This window comes from Acinetobacter sp. 161(2023) (assembly GCF_037027805.1).
Classification (GTDB): domain Bacteria; phylum Pseudomonadota; class Gammaproteobacteria; order Pseudomonadales; family Moraxellaceae; genus Acinetobacter.
On record NZ_JAZEYD010000009.1, the window covers coordinates 154,636 to 172,200 of the forward strand.

14 protein-coding genes are annotated in these 17,565 nt (G+C 35.7%); 4 read left to right on the forward strand and 10 right to left on the reverse strand.

Translation table 11 applies throughout. The features are described 5' to 3' along the window. Positions 1–36 precede the first annotated feature (36 nt). Complete coding sequence (locus WA249_RS10760) at positions 37–624, forward strand: uracil-DNA glycosylase family protein (protein WP_336168617.1); 588 nt, start codon at positions 37–39, stop codon at positions 622–624. 21 nt (positions 625–645) lie between these two features. Here WA249_RS10760 and WA249_RS10765 read toward each other — a convergent pair whose 3' ends face one another. Beyond that, a complete protein-coding gene (locus WA249_RS10765) occupies positions 646–2,217 on the reverse strand; it encodes a phospholipase D family protein (protein ID WP_336168618.1) in 1,572 nt (523 codons plus the stop codon). Between the two features lie 172 nt (positions 2,218–2,389). Between WA249_RS10765 and WA249_RS10770 the strand changes: the two genes are divergently transcribed. After that, positions 2,390–2,641, forward strand: coding sequence for a hypothetical protein (locus tag WA249_RS10770; RefSeq protein WP_336168619.1), 252 nt, complete (start codon positions 2,390–2,392; stop codon positions 2,639–2,641). Between the two features lie 324 nt (positions 2,642–2,965). Here WA249_RS10770 and WA249_RS10775 read toward each other — a convergent pair whose 3' ends face one another. The 3 genes from WA249_RS10775 to WA249_RS10785 all read right to left on the reverse strand — a co-directional run bounded on the left by WA249_RS10775 (position 2,966) and on the right by WA249_RS10785 (position 6,956). Further along, on the reverse strand, positions 2,966–3,847 hold the full coding sequence (locus WA249_RS10775; RefSeq protein WP_336168620.1) for an MBL fold metallo-hydrolase: 882 nt from the start codon (positions 3,845–3,847) through the stop codon (positions 2,966–2,968). 671 nt (positions 3,848–4,518) lie between these two features. Next, positions 4,519–5,478, reverse strand: a complete 960-nt coding sequence (locus WA249_RS10780) for a GlxA family transcriptional regulator (protein ID WP_336168622.1) — start codon at positions 5,476–5,478, stop codon at positions 4,519–4,521. Between the two features lie 320 nt (positions 5,479–5,798). Further along, positions 5,799–6,956 carry a catalase family protein gene (locus WA249_RS10785; protein WP_336168624.1) on the reverse strand — a complete coding sequence of 386 codons (1,158 nt, stop codon included), beginning with the start codon at positions 6,954–6,956 and terminating at the stop codon, positions 5,799–5,801. 183 nt (positions 6,957–7,139) lie between these two features. On the opposite strand from WA249_RS10785, the gene WA249_RS10790 reads away from it, so the two are divergent. Then, positions 7,140–9,011 (forward strand): non-contractile tail sheath protein, encoded by a 1,872-nt coding sequence (locus tag WA249_RS10790; protein ID WP_336168626.1) that lies wholly within the window; start codon positions 7,140–7,142, stop codon positions 9,009–9,011. Between the two features lie 228 nt (positions 9,012–9,239). Next, on the forward strand, positions 9,240–10,349 hold the full coding sequence (locus WA249_RS10795; protein WP_336168627.1) for an S-(hydroxymethyl)glutathione dehydrogenase/class III alcohol dehydrogenase: 1,110 nt from the start codon (positions 9,240–9,242) through the stop codon (positions 10,347–10,349). 55 nt (positions 10,350–10,404) lie between these two features. On the opposite strand, the gene WA249_RS10800 is transcribed toward WA249_RS10795, so the two are convergent. From WA249_RS10800 to WA249_RS10825, 6 genes are all read right to left on the reverse strand, one after another. Beyond that, positions 10,405–11,355, reverse strand: a complete 951-nt coding sequence (locus tag WA249_RS10800) for a DUF4882 family protein (protein ID WP_336168629.1) — start codon at positions 11,353–11,355, stop codon at positions 10,405–10,407. 114 nt (positions 11,356–11,469) lie between these two features. Further along, entirely contained in the window at positions 11,470–12,486 is a 1,017-nt protein-coding gene (locus tag WA249_RS10805; protein ID WP_336168630.1) for a fimbrial protein, read from the reverse strand. Next, a complete protein-coding gene (locus WA249_RS10810; protein WP_336168632.1) occupies positions 12,483–15,041 on the reverse strand; it encodes a fimbria/pilus outer membrane usher protein in 2,559 nt (852 codons plus the stop codon). Before WA249_RS10810 ends, WA249_RS10805 begins: the two co-directional genes overlap by 4 nt. Positions 15,042–15,099: 58 nt before the next feature. After that, positions 15,100–15,834 carry a fimbrial biogenesis chaperone gene (locus WA249_RS10815; protein WP_336168633.1) on the reverse strand — a complete coding sequence of 245 codons (735 nt, stop codon included), beginning with the start codon at positions 15,832–15,834 and terminating at the stop codon, positions 15,100–15,102. A gap of 85 nt (positions 15,835–15,919) precedes the next feature. Next, positions 15,920–16,453 (reverse strand): fimbrial protein, encoded by a 534-nt coding sequence (locus tag WA249_RS10820; RefSeq protein WP_336168634.1) that lies wholly within the window; start codon positions 16,451–16,453, stop codon positions 15,920–15,922. A 455-nt stretch (positions 16,454–16,908) separates the two neighbouring features. Beyond that, a complete protein-coding gene (locus WA249_RS10825) occupies positions 16,909–17,199 on the reverse strand; it encodes a hypothetical protein (RefSeq protein ID WP_336168635.1) in 291 nt (96 codons plus the stop codon). Positions 17,200–17,565: the final 366 nt, after the last annotated feature.

Consider the following 17,565-nt stretch of genomic DNA (forward strand, 5'->3'; position numbering starts at 1 on the left):
TTGTTTATAAAGTTTTTAAGTAAACACTGATTTTTTATGATAATTGAGATAGAAACACATCCACTAGAACCCTTTTTACCTGAAAATGCGCGTTTACTCATGTTAGGTAGCTTCCCACCACCGCGTAATAAATGGAAGATGGATTTTTACTATCCAAATTTCCAAAATGACATGTGGCGAATTTTTGGCTTAATCTTTTTCCAAGACAAAACTTACTTTTTAAGTGAAAACCAAAAAAACTTTAATGAAGAACGTATCCGAAATTTCTTAATTGAAACAGGCATTGCAATCTTTGACACTGCTTACCAAATTAAACGACTAAAGGGGAATGCCGCCGATAAATTTCTGGAAATCGTAACACCAACAGATCTTACTGTTTTGCTTCAGCAGATTCCTCTGTGTCAGACCATCATGACCACAGGTGATAAAGCCACTGACACTTTAATTTCTGTGTTACCAGAGAACACTGAAAAGCCGCTTATAGGAACATCTACGTCGACTTACTTTGCAGGAAGAGATATTAATTTATACCGCTTACCATCTTCGTCTAGAGCTTATCCATTGGCACTAGAGAAAAAAGCAGAAGCTTATCAAAAATTCTTTAAAGATATTGGTATTTTATAAGCAGAGGTAGGGCGCTCTTACTTACATCATCCATTCAACTGGCAAATATGAAACGGCTTTAATCATTGTACGTTGGAAAAGACTCGTATCTGGGTCTTTTTCATATTCAATAACTTTTCCATTCGACTGATGATCTAACCAAACGATTTTTCCTTCACTGTTTAACTTAAGTTGATAGGCGACTTGTGGTAAATGCTGATCAAGCATGACCGAAATTTGAGCTTGTAATTGACTCGATTCAATCACAAGGCCAACCTCAGTATTTAAGTAAGTTGAACGTGGATCAAAGTTAAAAGAACCAATAAATACTTTACCGTCTACATCAAAAAATTTGGCATGCAAGCTCGATTTATTTTTACCTTTTGCTGGAATCACACTTCCAGTCACCACTTCATACCATGTTCTACGTCTGCGTTCTAAAAATGGCTTAAACTCAAATAGTTCTACACCGCTTTTCAGCATTTCAGCTCGGTATTTACTATAAAAAGCATGCACAATTGCCACATCATTTGCAGCAAAAGAATTGGTTAAAACCCTGACTTTAACACCTTGAACTTTCAACTGTTTTAAATAGTAAGCGCCTTGCTGCGTAGGAACAAAATAAGCTGAAGCCAATTCGATGTGCTGCTTTGGCTCACCCATAATGGCCATAACTTGACCATAAAGCATCTCTTCTTTAGAGGCGGTTCCTAAGATCTTTTTCGGTGAATCTGCAACAAAATATGCTTTTGACCATTGAATTGGATAGTGCTCTAGAAGTTCTTTTAAATAAGTTTGAGCATCATAAAGTTTATCTTCGGTTTGAGTATGATTTTCGCTTTCATGAAGCAAATTATGATAATGCTGTCGTAAAGATTGCAAGTGGTGGACAGCGCAAGTCCCAACCAGTTCAGTAGCGTCTTGGCTTAACTCACTTTGCCAGAAATCATTAAAAACTGCTTGAGCATGCTGTACTGTATGCCCATAAAATAGAATATCTAGATCTGTAAACTGAAACTTACTACTTGCATCAAAATACTCACTACTGATATTTCGACCGCCTGTTACTGCAATCAAGCCATCTGCAATAATTAATTTATTATGCATGCGATGATTTACTTTCTTGAACCGGAAAATATAGTCCAAGATTCTTATATATCTGAATTTGTATGGATTAAATAAACGAATTTCAAAGTTAGGATGGTGTAGAAGGCTTCTTAGAACACCATCAAGTTTTACTCCATTTTGATCGTCAATGAGTAACCGAACTTTTACACCACGATCAGCCGCCGTTAACAGCTCGTGCAGTATTAAGTTTCCAACAAAATCATTTGTCCAAATATAGTATTGTAAATCGATTTTTTCTTTTGCATTTCTAATCAGATACATACGAGAGGCGATACTGATAAAAGCATCATCTAATGCCACAAAAGCAGTTAATCCTTTTTTTGTTTTTTCTGTAGCTTGTTCATCACTCAACCAATTAAAGCTATTCGTCACTGTATCATTCTCATCAGGGTCGTATGTATCTTTATACGACGGTGTATTTGTAAAGCCCCAAGCATTTAATGCCATATTACTGTACTGCTGATATAATTGATGAATTCTAAGCATATTAATTTTTCAAACTTATAAATTAATTAAATATCAGAATTTTAGTTAAATTTTTTCACTACCCCCGATATCCAATCAACTATATGTACGCCAAATGGTTATTTATATAGCTATATTTGGCATAAAATTGTTAAAATAAGAAGAAATATGCACCAAATCTACACCAGAAAAAATGGAGCTTCCTAAACCGATTAAACGTGCCGAAACTTATCGTATCACCGTGACTTTTAACAAACAAAGATATTCTTGTACACAAGATCCAGCAAAAAAATGTGAGCAATGGGTAGCAAAACTACTTGAATTAAAATCTGAAGAGGCTCAAATAGAAAAAGGTATTAAACCCAATTCTTCATTTAAAAACGGTTGTCAGAAATATTATTTAGAAAAGGGCATAAAGTTAATATCTAAAGATATAGGTACTTAAGCGTTCCATCCCCCATGTCCTTTTTTATCAATTTTACTTAAGTTGTTAAAAAAAGGCGCTGCTGATCACTTTCCTGCATGGAAAAAGGCAGGCGGTAAGATCTTGAATAGTTTGGCTCACCATCATGTAGCTAAAAAGAAGTTGTTTCTGACATGAAAGTCTTTCACTGTAAGCGGACTAGGTTCGTGCTTCTTATAAGTGTAATGTGCATTCTGTTATCAAGATGCACAGCTCACACGAATATATTTCTATTTGGATTAGGGCAATTAACAAAGGCCCTGAAAAATAAGGGCCTTTGATTGACTTTTACTAAGGTATTAAAACCTAAAAAGAGATTTTTTGGCCATCTAATGGAATCAATACTTTATTATCAATTCCTTTTTCTTTTACATAATCCGAAAGCTGCTTACGAGTCACAGACATATGATTAATTGCATCCATATGAACTGCAATAATCTTAGCATAAGGTGCCTTCTTGATAGCATGAGCTGTATCTTCTTTTCCCATAATAATAGATTCTTTGAATCCATTAATTAGTGCATTACCCGTATTTAAGACAATAAGGTTAGGCTCAAAATTTTCTATCGTTTGACCAACTGCAGTGTTCCAGATTGTATCGCCAGCAAGATAAATCGTTTCATGTCCTTTAGCTTCAAAAACGATACCCATCGTTTCTCCCAAACCTTTCTTTAGCTCTGGGTTTTTATACATCTTATCTGTGCCATGCTGACCAATGATCTTTGTTAAAGTAACCCCTTCAAAAACAGTCTTCGTTAAAATGCGAACATCTTTGAAACCTTGTCCTTCAACAGTTTTTTTGTCTTCAGAATTTTGAACAAATATAGGCAATGTTTTAGGAGTTACTTTTTGAGCAATATCATCCCAATGGTCTAAATGCGTATGTGTAATAATAATGGCATCAACGTCTTGTAAAATTATTTCTGCTTTCATAGGTAAATCTACAAAAGGGTTACGTAAATAGCTTCTATAAGTGTTAGCAAACCCATCATAGTATCCTTTAGGTGCAAACATGGGATCTACAAGGAACATAGTATCGGCATACGTAATTTTTAAAGTAGCATTACGTATCTCTTGTACTTCAGTAATTTTAGAAGTATCTCGTTGAGTAACATCATTGGCAAAAGTAATTGAGGAGCCGAATGTTAATAATAGGGTGATTAAGGAGTGTCTTAAAAAAAAATTCATGATTTAACGCTCATTTATTTCAATAAATACTATTATTATCAAATTAAATTATCTTAATACTGTCCTTTAAGACAATATTCGATGAGATTAGGTCAAAAGTTTAAAGTTAATTAAATTATTTAAAACTCATTTTTTTAATTGTATAAATACTTTCTATTAAATCATTAAAATGTTATTTTTTTTAAAGACATCGAATATTCTCTTGATTTATAAAAAAATCTAAACATGATTAAAACATTTTTAATTGGCCTCATTCCATCGCAATATGATCATGTGTCGACTCGCTTTCTATTACTTATCTTCCATAAAATAACTAATCAATTATTGAAATGAGTAGTGGTTTTAGTTCGATATAAAGCACATTACCCCAAACCTGGTTTGGTCAACGATTTCATTAGCAAAGGGAAGCCTTGGTACAGCTTTGGTTGTGTTTCCAACATCTATCATAATGAGCCGATGAGAGCGTCGGTCAGGTTTTATATTAGATTCGGAGTTATACTTTTACCTATATTAAGAATGAATTCCCACTAAACTGAATAAGGAAAATTTAAATACTTCATTATGGTTAGGGAAAAGAAGATGAGCTATGATAATTAATAGCTGATTTACTCTAGTTAAATAAAAAGGTTAATTCAATCTTGAATGAACCTTTTTATAAAAAATAAATTTAACTAAGCTAGTAGCTCTGGTCCCCTGAAGCTTCTTCTCCATTCACTAGGACTAACATTAAAACGTGCTTTGAAGCTTTGGCGAAAAGATATAGGCGATTGATAACCTACCATTTCAGCAATCGTTTCAATACTGGCGCTGGTAGTTTCAAGTAATTCTTGGCTTTGCTGAAGACGCTGAGTATTCAGCCACTCTCCAACAGTGATTCCTGTAGCTTTTAAGAAATGGCGAGTAAAGGTTCGTCTGCTCATATTGGTAAAATCTGCAAGAGAATCTAAATCGTGGGGCTTTGATAAATTACGACGAAGATAGTCAAGTAATTCGTTGATCTTCTCATCTTTAGTATTCATTGGCACTGGATGCTCGATAAATTGGGCTTGTCCACCTTCACGGTATGGAGGGACGACCATTTTTCGTGCTACATGGTTTGCCTCACTACTACCATAGTGTTCACGAACAATATTGAGACAGCAATCAATTCCAGCTGCTGTACCTGCAGAGGTAACTAATCGCTCATCATTGGTGTATAGAGAATTACTATTGAGATGTATATCAGGAAAACGTTCTCTAAAGTCCTGTTCAAATTCCCAATGTGTTGCTGCACGGCGGTTTTTAAGTAGGCCTGCATAAGCAAGTACATAAGCTCCCAAACATAAGCCAACAATTTCAGCGCCCCGTTTCCATGCATTAGAAAGCTCATCAAGAAATTGCTGTTCAGGCTTTTGATCTGGATGACTCCAATACGGAATAATAATAATATCAGATGTTCTTAAAAGATCTAAACCATGTTCTACCTCAATGTGGAATCCCATATCTGAACGAACAATTCCTGGTTTTTCAGCACAAACTTTGACATCAAATAAACCAGGAGTGACAGCTTGTCCAAAAATCCAAAAGGGAATGGAGAAATGAAATGGGCTTACTCCTGTAGTGGCTACTACGGCTACGGAAAGAGAGGGCATATTATTTTTCCATCTTAATTCTGACTATTAAAAGACCAAAGTTTCACCGTCTTCAGGAGTTAAAACTTTGCTTTCTATTCCATGTAACTGCGTAAACTCACATAATGTCTTACGTTTTAAAAGACAATGATTAATTACTCCCATATGTGAAGCACAACATGAGTTAAAACAATACCATACGCATCGCCTTCAGTTACATTGGTAAAAATAAGTATATTCTGAATAGGAGTTAAGGATAATTAGGTTGCTGGTCAACCTACGATGTAATTAGGTCAATCTTAACCGCCTTCTGGGGCGGTTTTTTAATCGATATAAAATATTTAAGGTTCTTGTCTAGGCGCTGAATTCATATCATGTCGAACTCTACTTATGTTTTCATAAATGATTTTACGCATTCTATTTACTGCACCTAGTGGTTTATGTTCAGGTAGGGCATGCCACGGTGTAAAAGACAGATTTTCACAGAACTTGTTTTGTTCAGGGGTATCAAAGTTTTGCTTTGGAATGTGAATAGTTGCTACTTGATAGAAAGGAGCTGCTTTTTCATCCCATTCTGTCATCGCATCTTCTACTAGCATTTTACTTGAAGTTCTCGGTTGAATAAGGAACTCCATACAGGCGTCATTATTTTGCAAAGTATTTTTTAAAGCTTCTCTTAAAAAATCATGACTAGGGTTTTCAGGTAGATTATTGGGTGTTACCGAACAAGCACGAACTGAATATTTAACTGCTTGTCGATCATTACCAAGTCCTAACTGATAGGGAATCATAGACCAGTAACGTGCATAGAGTGGATTTGTAATTTTTGAGTTACGTGCTCCCAGTGCATTCATAGTTCCCTTAAAACCTAAGGCAAATGGAATATGAAGTTTTCTAATCATATTGTTGCTATTCACATCATTTATAAAAGAAAGGTATCGTTTAGCATCATTGGCAAAAAAGACAGGGTGATTAATCATAATAAAATCTTGGGTAGTTGCTTGCTTTTCACTTTCTAAAATTTTCTCTCCAGATACACCTAAAAGTTTTATGGCGATTCCTCGTGCATCTTTGTCAATGTCAGCACTAGAGGCGTCATTAGAAGCATTGGAAAAACGAATCCATGCTTGATAACTTTGGTTTGGGATAAAAACGCCTTTAGCAAATTGAGCAGGTATATTTTTTGAGACATGAAACTCGGCTCGCACACACCCATGGGCTTTAGGATGTGCATCACGTAAAGCATTTCCTGCTGTATATTGTTCACGAATTGACTTTTCAATGACTTGAGCTATGTTTTGGGCTAAAGCTTCCTCATTGGGCTGTAACTTTTCCCCTAAAGCTGTATCAACTTTTGAGTAAATGAGACTTTCTGGAGATGTCTTTAATGGTGTGGTTCTTTGGGAATGTAAAGTTTCACTACAACCTGTGATTGCAAACACAAGAGGAGTAAATACAAACAACACCCTAAAATGTATAGGCTGTATAAAATTTGACATTTATTATCTCCTCAGTGCACAAATATTTTTGGATAATATTAAGTTTAAGTGTTTAACTTTATTTTGAGCTTTATAAAAACTATTAACTGTAAATAATTTAAACCTCATTGTTACTTATCTGAACAATAAAATAAGAATTATTATTTAATATAAAACCTCTTAATACATTAAGAGAATGGCGACATGATAACTACTCCACAAAATGTGCAAGATAATTCTAATTCATCACCCTCACCAATCATTCAAAATACACTTATTGATCGGTTTAGTCCTATTTATTGGCGAATAGACGGGCCACAAACGATGTCTTTTGCCATTACGAATTATGGCAATGGTTTTGAAGCATCTTTTAGAGCACGGATGGCAAATGATCTGGTAGGAATTAGTTGGGATTCTTCTGACACTAAAGACCATAAATTTTTAGCCTATGAAACCCAATATAGCTATGCAGGGGTGGTTTGGGACTTTGATATTGAATTGTCAGCCTCTATGCCAGTGCTTAATAATCCAAGTTTAACGCCGACTTTAACGGTGTACTATAATGACAGTGGTGTAGATAAAGTTGCATATATTGTCCTATTTAATTACGCAAATAATCCTTCCTCGCGAACGGCACATATTCATATTAACTGGGATACCGTAAAAGCCGGATTTTCTGCTACAGATAGCTTTCCGGTGACTAACATTCAGCGGATCTCATTTTCTGGTTTCACTAGCGATTATAATGGCCAATCAGCCACACCTCTAAGCCAACCAGAAGATGGCTACATTCGTCTGACCAATTCCGTTGTAACAGGAACAAATGCAAAGTTAAATTTGAGTCGTGTTGTTGTACCTCAGCATAACTATGGTATTTGTACAAGCTATGATGACCATTACGATTTAAACCCACAGCGTTTAGTCAATAATATGGCCGCTTTGGGATATCAAGGTTTGGTTAATCACTATTGCGGAATGTCGCATTACCCTGAAATGACATGGAAAAGCGATATTAATAAATGGCAAATACCAAATACATTGGTTACAGGTGAGTCAGTTGTTAACCCATGTACACGTAAATGGCATGAGAAATATGCTCAGGCTTTACATAGCGCTAGTATGCAACCCATCTTTGGCGTAAGCTTTGAAATGTATTCCTTGGGAGCCAATGAGTATTGGGCACAACGTGACTGGAATAGTAATTTAGGTCGTACAGGTTATGAACCACCAAGTTATTTCTTTAGTTTAAGTGACCAAAATGCTTTGGCATATCTACATAAAGTCTTTATTGAGTTTGCAGATGCAATGGTCGTAGGGGGATGTGATGTAAACATGCAGATTGGTGAACCGTGGTGGTGGTATAACACTGGCACAAACTTACCTTGTGTGTATGATTATCCAACAAAGCTGGCCTTTAATGCAGATACAGGTTTATATGCACCAGATTTAGGCACAATTTATGAAGCAATGAATAAAACAGGAACGCCATATGATGAGTTTAAAACATGGCTTAGAAATAAATTAGGGCAAACCTGCCAAGATATTCGCACTGTTATCAAAGCAAAATATTCGACTGCCAAGGTTAGTCCGCTCATTTTCTTTCCTTCGATTCAATCTCCAATTCAGACTTTAGCCACTTATATTAACTATCCAAGTGAGCATTATTCGTATCCTAATTTTGATTACATGATGACAGAAGCTTATGACTGGCTTTTAGAAGCTCGATTAGACTTGGCACATCAGGCAGTTTCCCAAATACCAATACAAGGGCTAGGTTATCCTGCAAATAAAGTTGTTTACCTATCAGGTTTCGTTCCTGATGCATCTATTGCTTATATTTATGGATTTGATAAGACCAAACCCTATCGAACACCCATTTGGCAACGAATTTTTGGTGACATGAAAAATAATGTTTCTTTGGGTTTAATGAAGCAATTTATCTGGGCATATCCACAAGTCATGCTTGATTCAATTACGATCGATACAACTCAAGCTCCAAATGGCTTCTTTGTTGAAAATATGCTTTATTCACCAATTAGTGATAACACCCCATATCCACCAGATATTTACCTATAAGTAAATATAACTCCTTTATAAGATAAGTGATTTAATAAAAAACCTCTTCTAGTAAGAGGTTTTCTTCTTTTTGAAACTGAGGCTTGCTTAGACGTACCTGACTGGCTATGCTGTGATGGATTGTCATGAAAGCCAATTTTAATTTAAGCAAATTAAGCTCTTGTATTACAGTTACATCATCTATTTTGCTCGACTATAAATACCGAATGATTTAAAGGAAACCCAAAGATGAAATCTCGTGCAGCTGTCGCCTTTGCCCCAGGAAAACCTTTAGAGATTGTTGAAGTTGATATTGCACCACCTCAAGCAGGTGAAGTTTTAATAAAAATTACCCATACAGGGGTATGTCATACCGATGCTTTTACATTATCTGGCGATGACCCAGAAGGTGTTTTTCCTGCAATTTTAGGTCATGAAGGTGCAGGTGTTGTGGTTGAAGTGGGTGAGGGTGTAACAAGCGTTCAACCTGGCGATCACGTGATTCCACTTTATACAGCTGAATGTAAAGAATGCTTATTCTGTAAATCTGGAAAAACCAACTTGTGTGTTGCAGTACGTGCTACTCAAGGTAAAGGTCTAATGCCAGATGGAACCACGCGTTTTTCTTATAATGGTGAACCGATTTATCATTACATGGGTTGTTCAACATTTAGTGAATATACGGTAGTTGCAGAAGTATCTTTAGCAAAAATCAATCCTGAAGCGAATCATGAACAAGTATGTTTACTTGGATGTGGTGTGACTACTGGTATTGGCGCCGTGCATAACACAGCTAAAGTACAAGAAGGTGATTCTGTTGCTGTATTTGGCTTAGGCGGTATTGGTTTGGCTGTTGTACAAGGTGCGCGTCAAGCAAAAGCTGGGCAAATTATTGTGGTAGACACCAACCCAGATAAATTTGAACTTGCTAAGCAGTTTGGTGCTACAGATTTCTTAAACCCTAAAGATTACGATAAACCAATTCAACAAGTTATTGTAGAAATGACAGGCTGGGGTGTAGACCATTCATTTGAATGTATTGGTAACGTCAATGTTATGCGCTCAGCTCTAGAGTGTGCACATCGTGGTTGGGGACAATCCGTTATTATTGGTGTTGCTGGTGCCGGTCAAGAAATTTCAACTCGTCCATTCCAGTTAGTTACAGGCCGTAAATGGTTAGGTACTGCTTTTGGTGGGGTAAAAGGCCGCTCACAACTTCCAAAAATGGTCGAAGATGCTATGAAAGGTGATATTCAACTTGAGCCTTTTGTTACTCACACCATGCCTTTACAAGATATTAATACTGCTTTTGATTTAATGCACGAAGGTAAATCAATTCGTACTGTTATTCATTTCTAATTGAAATAAAAAGGGCTGTGATTCAGCCCTTTTTTACAACTTATAGTTTTATATATTAAATGGCATTACCGCACATATCAGTTGTGCCTTGAGGATAGTTAAACTGTAGGGCATTATGGTCGGTAATGAGTCCATTGGATAGCTCTTGTCCAAATAAATTTGTAGATAGAATTTCTATATTTCCATTCATTGAGAAAGCTAATTTTTGTAGTGCGCCAGGTAATATAAATTGATATCCTTCATCAATACCATTAGAAATAAATCCGACTTGCTTAGTATTCTGATTAATGTAAACACCTAAGCGTTGATATTCATTTTTGTTATCTGTCATTTTTTTGTTTTTAAAATAATGATCGATAAGTTCATAATCTCCCACCTCTGATGATAAGCTATGATATAAACGAGGTGGATTCTCACCAAACTCAAAATCCTGAGCACCAATATCAAAATGATAATTTGATCTAATTGTATAGTTATTATCAGTTATACCATTAAAACTAATGTCAGCTGAATAAGACGAGGTGCTTGAAGAAAGTGTGGGTACTTTAAGCTCCATCTCAAAAGCAATAATACCTTTATTAGGTAATAAAAAATCACCTTCATAACTTGTTGAATTCATTTTTGCCTTACTTTTTGCATTATAATCAAGATAACCGTAATTATCTTCCGTGACAGGCTCCACTTTAAAACCAAATTTTTGACCATTTATCAATGGAAATATTTTCATAGGCGGTCGATCAAGGTTCTGAGTGTTAAATAAATCATAATCTTTTTGAGTCGCGTCAAAATTATATTGGCAGACTGGGGCAGAATTAAGGGAGTTGGTTTGGGGTAAAAGCATCTGAGGCGCTACTTTGTCACTCTTTGCAGATGATGAGATGCTTTTAGATGTTACTTTTTGGCTTGATTCATTACGCGATACGGTAGTCGTATTATCAGAAGATACCTCATACATAGCCCAACATAATGTAATTGCACTAACAACAACTATGCCTATTTTTTTCATAAAATATTCCTATCGAGTTAAGTATTAAATTTTTAGAAAGACATTGATAAAGTAAAATTTATTATTAAGAATTAATTATTTGAAATTATTTAATTTATGAACTATTGAATATGATTAATCATATTCAATAGTTACAGTAGCCATTGCACGTACTTTACCAACAGTCACATTTGTGGCTGTTTGATAGTAGCGAGCAGTCATTGGTACGTTATATTGAAGTGTCTGGTTAGAAGACAATGTACCTAAGGCTAATTTGTCACCTTTTTTGATGACCTGATTATTATTTTGATAATTCCAAAGTAGTTGTACGCCCACACCATTAGCTTTTTCAGATGCAGCAGCTGTATTTGTTAAAACCTGATTGTTTGTTCCGTCTTGGGTAAAGTCGTAAGTTAAACTAATGAGGTTTTTCTCTTCATAACCTGTCGGGTTGATACCCCCATTACATAAGATGTTCATATTAAAAGTTTGTTCACCTTGAGTAGAACCAACGCCTTTGAAACCTGCTTTTGTTACTGTTGGAAGCTGTACAACTTTATTAATATTACCTTGAATTTCACATGAAGAAGAAGCAATGGTAATTGCATTACCATAAACTGTACTGGTTAAAAAAGGGCGGTTCATATAACCATTTACATAGTAACGACTATATAAGCCAGGAACCAACGTGCCAGAACCTGTTTGTGGAGCAGTTTTTATGATTTCAACAACGAAATAGCCTTGATCAAGTCTGTAAGTTGTATATGGCGTAAGCGAACGCGTATACGGATAGAAACCAGAGAAGTTGGTCGCATTTTCAGCTTCTCGATACAGCCGAATACCAATCCCAGGAATATTGGTAGAATAGATACTGTTCCCTAGAGAACTTAAAGGATAATTTTGAGTTAATGCTGCGGTAATAGTGTCACTATAAGAAGTACAACTTAGTGTGGAGCCATTAGGATTAATAGGAAAAGTTGCTTTTGTTAAAACTTTTCCCACGGCATCACTTGGCCGCACCACAACTCTCCCAACAGCCATAGAAATATCAAGTGTAGTAAACCCAGAACTAAGTGTACAATAAGCATTAGCTTCACTATATACACCAAGGCCAGCCGTAAATAAGAAACCTGTTAATAATATTCTTTTCATTTGCAGACAGCCTCAGTCATTACCATGCTTTGTTGCTTATTTTGCAACTGATTACTAATGTTGTACTCAACTGAACAACGCTCATTGCTTTCATCGCCCCATTTCACATAGAGACGATCTTGAGCAAGTGGAGTACGTAAGTAAATCATACTACCTTGTGCAACAATACCTACTGCTTCATCTTTCTGATTAAAGACTTGAGCTGCAAACGGTAAACTGTTGCCATCTACAGTTTTACTATTAATGTAAACTGCATAACCTGTTTTAGTTGCAAAATCTACTTTAGCGATTGCACCCGCAAAAGGAGCAATACGTTGACTTGTTTCTTCAAGTTCTACTTTGCTAGACATCTCTTGTGGGTCAAGGGTAATGTCATTAAGACGATAAGGAGTTACATAAGGAACTACCGCGTAACCTGCTTTATTCACGCTTAAACCAACGGCATTATTAACTTTTGCTCCAGCAGCTTCTGGTGCATGCACAAGTACCATCGTTTGGCCTTGCTCAGGTCCAAATAAAATACCTTCTGAATGTGCAACCACGCTACCAGTTAAGCTAACCATTGCTTGTTGGTAAGAATCAGCCACACTATAAGAGCCGCCAACAGTTGTATAGTTAGTACGATAACGACCATTTACGTTAAATGACGGATTTGCATAGTCTTGATGAGACATTGAAGCGCCGTAACTAAAGCGATCTCCAACCATTCCACTTGCACCAACAGTACGGCTATTTTCAGAAGCAGTAACGTTAACGTTAACCGAATTCTTTTTGAAATCAATCGGGAACGATAATGTCATTAAATATTCAGTATCGTGTTTTTGATTCGTTGAGCCGTAATCAACTTTACGATTAATTGCAGATAAACCGTAAGTTAAGCCATGGAAATTATTACTATAACCAAGCTGATATTGTTTAGTACTTTCACTACGGTTCCAATAGTCAACCCACGAACCCACTACATAGAAGTTACCCCAACCTTCAGGTAACCCTTGGTTTAGGGTAATTTGGAATTCACTACGTTGGTGACCAGCAGAGTAGGTATTGATACCTTTTTCTTCTAAATCACGGATAAGTAGAGCGTCACGCAATTTATAGAAGTTTTCTGTCGAGTAACGATAAGCTGCTAGTGTTAAGTTTGTGTTAGTCGGCGTAATTAACTTACTGTAGCTTAAACGGAAACTTTGTCCCGACTGTGATGACTGTTTTTCAAACTCAGCTTCAGAATGTGTAACGTCAAATGCAATCGCACCAATTGGCGTAGCAAAAGCAGCCCCTAATAACACAGCGGCATAATTTTCAGAAGCTTGAAGTCCGGTATAACCCGTTAAATAGTTATTAATACCTTGTTGATACTTACCCTGAACCACCCAAGGATTAAGATCAATATCACGATCGCGAAACTGACCTACAGTTAAAGAATAACGATTCATGCCCGGGCGTAACATCTGCACAACAGATGCATAAGGTACAGCAAATTTCTGTATTTCACCGTTTGCCTCAATAACAGTAACTTCAATTTCACCACCAAAACCAGTAGGGTAAAGGTCATTAATTTCAAAGTTACCTGGTGCAACAGTTGTTTGATAGATAAGTTGGCCTTGTTGGCGAACTTCAATTTTTGCATTGGTTTTCGCATTACCACGAATACGCGGAGCGTAACCCAACATACTATTCGGCAGCATTCGATCATCGCTTGAGAAATCGATACCACGGTAGCCATAAGAGTCAAATACTTCGCCGTTTGTAAAGCTATCCCCGAGTGTTAAAACACCACGATATTTCGGAAATGCACGTTGTAAGTAAGTACTTGTTTCTTCATAACTCGATTTAGATTGATTTTCAGCAGGAGTATCTTGCCATTGCCACTGACCATTGTGGCGTAATTGCCAGCCGCCTAAATTTAACCCAGCAGTGATTCCCATAAATGCATTTGACGTTTCACTTTTGTCACTAGAATGAGTAAACGTCTTATACGCACTACCGTTATAAGATAGAAAAGCGGCATTAATTCCACGATCCCATAAACTTGGGTCGACATAGCCTTGCGCATTTTTTTGCAAAGCAACTTGCGGAATCGAAATATCTACACGTAAACGAGAGTTATCAAACTCATAAAATGCATTTTCAACCCACTCTTCAATTTTATAACAACTGCTATTTTCTTTTTGAAGAGGAGCGTGCTGCGCTAAAATCTCTTGTTTTACACCATATTCAGCAAGAGTATTTCCAGTAAAGCAGGTTACAGCATTTTTATTTGATTCTAATGCTTTAAAAAACATACGACGTTTGCCAAACCATTGGCCATTTACATAAACGTCAACATTATATTCACCCGGTAAAATAGGATTACCGTATTTAAAACGAGAAATATCAACTTTTTGAGCATCACCAATTAAAAAAGCAGAATCAAATTCAGCTTCTACAGGAGCACTCGCGACTGTTTCTTCAGCGTGCACGAATACAGGCATTGTCATTGTGACAACACCAGAAGCCAAGTAATAACAAATATGGCGTTTTAATAATTTATAAGATTCTTGCCTTTTTTTTGGCATAACTAAGTCCGCCTACTCACATAATAGGTGCTTAAATTTATTAAAAAGATAAATCTGATTACTGAAGTTTTATTTGGTGTTCGACTCGACCACCATAGTCATTGACATTCATAAAACTCATATCTTGAAGATTGCCGTTCTTAAGCTGAACAGATTCTTCAGAAAAAGGTTTAATCATTAACCCTTGAGGTAATAAATCAACTTTTTTATCACCTGCCTTTTGGTAAACAGAGGTCATCGTGATATGAAAAGGAGTTGGATTTTTTACCGTTAAATTTTGACCAGATTTAACCCATTGAAGCTTATCAGCTGCTAAATTCGCATCGTCTTTAATCGAAGCCGGACGATAGAAGAATTTAATTCGTGAACGAATCGCAAGCTGTAAGAAATTATCAGGTGTCGTATCTTCACTTTTTGAAGTTGGTCTTGGTGGAATATCTAAAATATTCAACCACAAAACCGTTTCTTGCTTTTGATTTAACTGAGAAGCAGTGGGTAAAGCAGTAATACGCAGAGTCTGACTTTTTGTAGCTTCAACACGAGAAATAGGGGGAGCAATCATAAAAGGAACTTTTGACTGATCCGGAGTGCTTTTTGAGTCGCCTTCATCAAGCCAAGCTTGAACAAGGGCTGGTTTTGAACCGTTATTGCTAACTTGTAGCGTAATTTCTCTAGCATCCGAAGGATAAATTACACGGGTACCATGAATTACAATTTCTGCGTGAGTAGCAGGTGCCCAAACTGCTGAAGCAAATGCCAAACCTAACAAAAAATTATAACTGTTCAATTTCATTTCAGAATTCTCAACCAAGAAAGATTCGGGAAAGCGCCACAAAAAGAGGGTTTCTATAAATTATAGAAACCCTATCATCCATCAATTATTGATAGATAATTGTGTATTGAACAGAAGTATTTACTTTACCAGCTGTAGAAGCACCAGTTGCATAGTACTCAGCATAGTAGTTAAGGTCCGCGCTACCAGCAGCAGCTACGTCAACCCATTGAGAGTTCGCTTGAGCACCGTTTGCACCCGCAGCAAGAACTGGGATGAAGTTGTTGTTACTACCTAAAAGTTGAACATTAACGTTTTTAGCACCAGTAGCGTCTTTGTTAAGTAAACGACCAGTATTAAAGTCAACGTTAGCACCTGGTTCGAAGTAAGTAGCTACTTTACCTTCAGAACAGTTAGCTAATTTAATTTGGAAAGGAGTACGACCTGCAACAGCCCCTGCAACAGCTAAAGTTTGTTTAGAAACAGTTGGAAGAGTAACTGTGAAATCTTTACCAGCTGGGGTAACGATGTCACAAGTTTTGTCTGTAACTAAACCATTAATTGTAATTGTACCATCAGCAGCTTGAGCATTCGCAATCCCTACAACCGAAAGAGCAGCGATCAAAGCAAGTTTTTTCATAGTGTTTTCTCAAAAGTCTGGATATAAAGTTTAATTCCTTACTTTTCCAGTGTTTGACATCTTGAAAAGTAATGCGGCGATACTAACATTTTTTAAACAAAATGCAAACTGCATCACACTATTTTTGGGTATAAGAAAAACTCTGATCCGTTTACGGTACTACGACGAATATATAATCTTGCACTAAGTATTTGTTTTTAAAACTGAATTTTACAACGCAAGATCTGCAAGAATAATTGCAAAAGAAATAATACAATTAAGAAAAATTTAATCGAGCAATTGTATAGGAAAATTTATCTTTATAAATAAAAAATGTGAATAATTTATCATTTTTTAAGCAAAAAAGAGCGAATTGTTAACTTTAGCTACTACTGGCTGGAGTGTAAAGTCAAAAAGTCGCTCTAAGCTACCTATACCATTAAAGATAAAGCCATAGGTCGTAATTGATGTGAAGTTCAATGATAGTTAACAAGAACCACCTTCTTATTAGCACTTATGGTCTCGATACTTGTGTCCATTTTCTCAGTATGTCTTGCTAAGTTAAATACATTATCTTTGCTTAAATATTGAGTATCAATAGTCGCATTTAGAGTGTTGATTTGAGCACACTCTTGTTCAATATTTACTGTAGAACAAGTATCTTCAACAATATTTCCATTAATCATTATTGTGTTATTTGCATAACAAAATAGTGGGGAAGTAGAGAGTACAGCTAAAACTACAATCTTAAATATATTATTTTTCATTTTATATATACCTATTTATTAAATAGTTAATATAAGAGATACAATATTTTTTATTTAAAAACAATATGAAAATTCATTTTAATAAAAATTAATAAATAACATGTGACATATATCTCAATAATTATTTTATTTATATAAATAGTTAATACTTTTCAGATACTTGTTGAAAAATGACAATTAAATCACATTTCCATTAAAAGAATGAATCTTAGTTTGTTTAAAGTAAAATTATTGATGAAAATTACCTTAATTAAAATATTCTTAATTTTATTAAAGATAAATTAAAATTTACAATACATTAACAACCAATATTATCTAATATAACAATATATAATTATTAAAAATAAATTTTCAATTATAATTACA

Excerpts from the sequence above, each read along its gene's own strand:
- WA249_RS10810 (WP_336168632.1), bottom strand. The coding sequence starts at position 15,041 with ATGCCAAAAAAAAGGCAAGAATCTTATAAATTATTAAAACGCCATATT.
- WA249_RS10790 (WP_336168626.1), top strand. The coding sequence starts at position 7,140 with ATGATAACTACTCCACAAAATGTGCAAGATAATTCTAATTCATCACCC.
- WA249_RS10805 (WP_336168630.1), bottom strand. The coding sequence starts at position 12,486 with ATGAAAAGAATATTATTAACAGGTTTCTTATTTACGGCTGGCCTTGGT.
- WA249_RS10815 (WP_336168633.1), bottom strand. The coding sequence starts at position 15,834 with ATGAAATTGAACAGTTATAATTTTTTGTTAGGTTTGGCATTTGCTTCA.
- WA249_RS10770 (WP_336168619.1), top strand. The coding sequence starts at position 2,390 with ATGGAGCTTCCTAAACCGATTAAACGTGCCGAAACTTATCGTATCACC.
- WA249_RS10760 (WP_336168617.1), top strand. The coding sequence starts at position 37 with ATGATAATTGAGATAGAAACACATCCACTAGAACCCTTTTTACCTGAA.
- WA249_RS10780 (WP_336168622.1), bottom strand. The coding sequence starts at position 5,478 with ATGCCCTCTCTTTCCGTAGCCGTAGTAGCCACTACAGGAGTAAGCCCA.
- WA249_RS10775 (WP_336168620.1), bottom strand. The coding sequence starts at position 3,847 with ATGAATTTTTTTTTAAGACACTCCTTAATCACCCTATTATTAACATTC.
- WA249_RS10800 (WP_336168629.1), bottom strand. The coding sequence starts at position 11,355 with ATGAAAAAAATAGGCATAGTTGTTGTTAGTGCAATTACATTATGTTGG.
- WA249_RS10765 (WP_336168618.1), bottom strand. The coding sequence starts at position 2,217 with ATGCTTAGAATTCATCAATTATATCAGCAGTACAGTAATATGGCATTA.
- WA249_RS10795 (WP_336168627.1), top strand. The coding sequence starts at position 9,240 with ATGAAATCTCGTGCAGCTGTCGCCTTTGCCCCAGGAAAACCTTTAGAG.
- WA249_RS10785 (WP_336168624.1), bottom strand. The coding sequence starts at position 6,956 with ATGTCAAATTTTATACAGCCTATACATTTTAGGGTGTTGTTTGTATTT.
- WA249_RS10820 (WP_336168634.1), bottom strand. The coding sequence starts at position 16,453 with ATGAAAAAACTTGCTTTGATCGCTGCTCTTTCGGTTGTAGGGATTGCG.
- WA249_RS10825 (WP_336168635.1), bottom strand. The coding sequence starts at position 17,199 with ATGAAAAATAATATATTTAAGATTGTAGTTTTAGCTGTACTCTCTACT.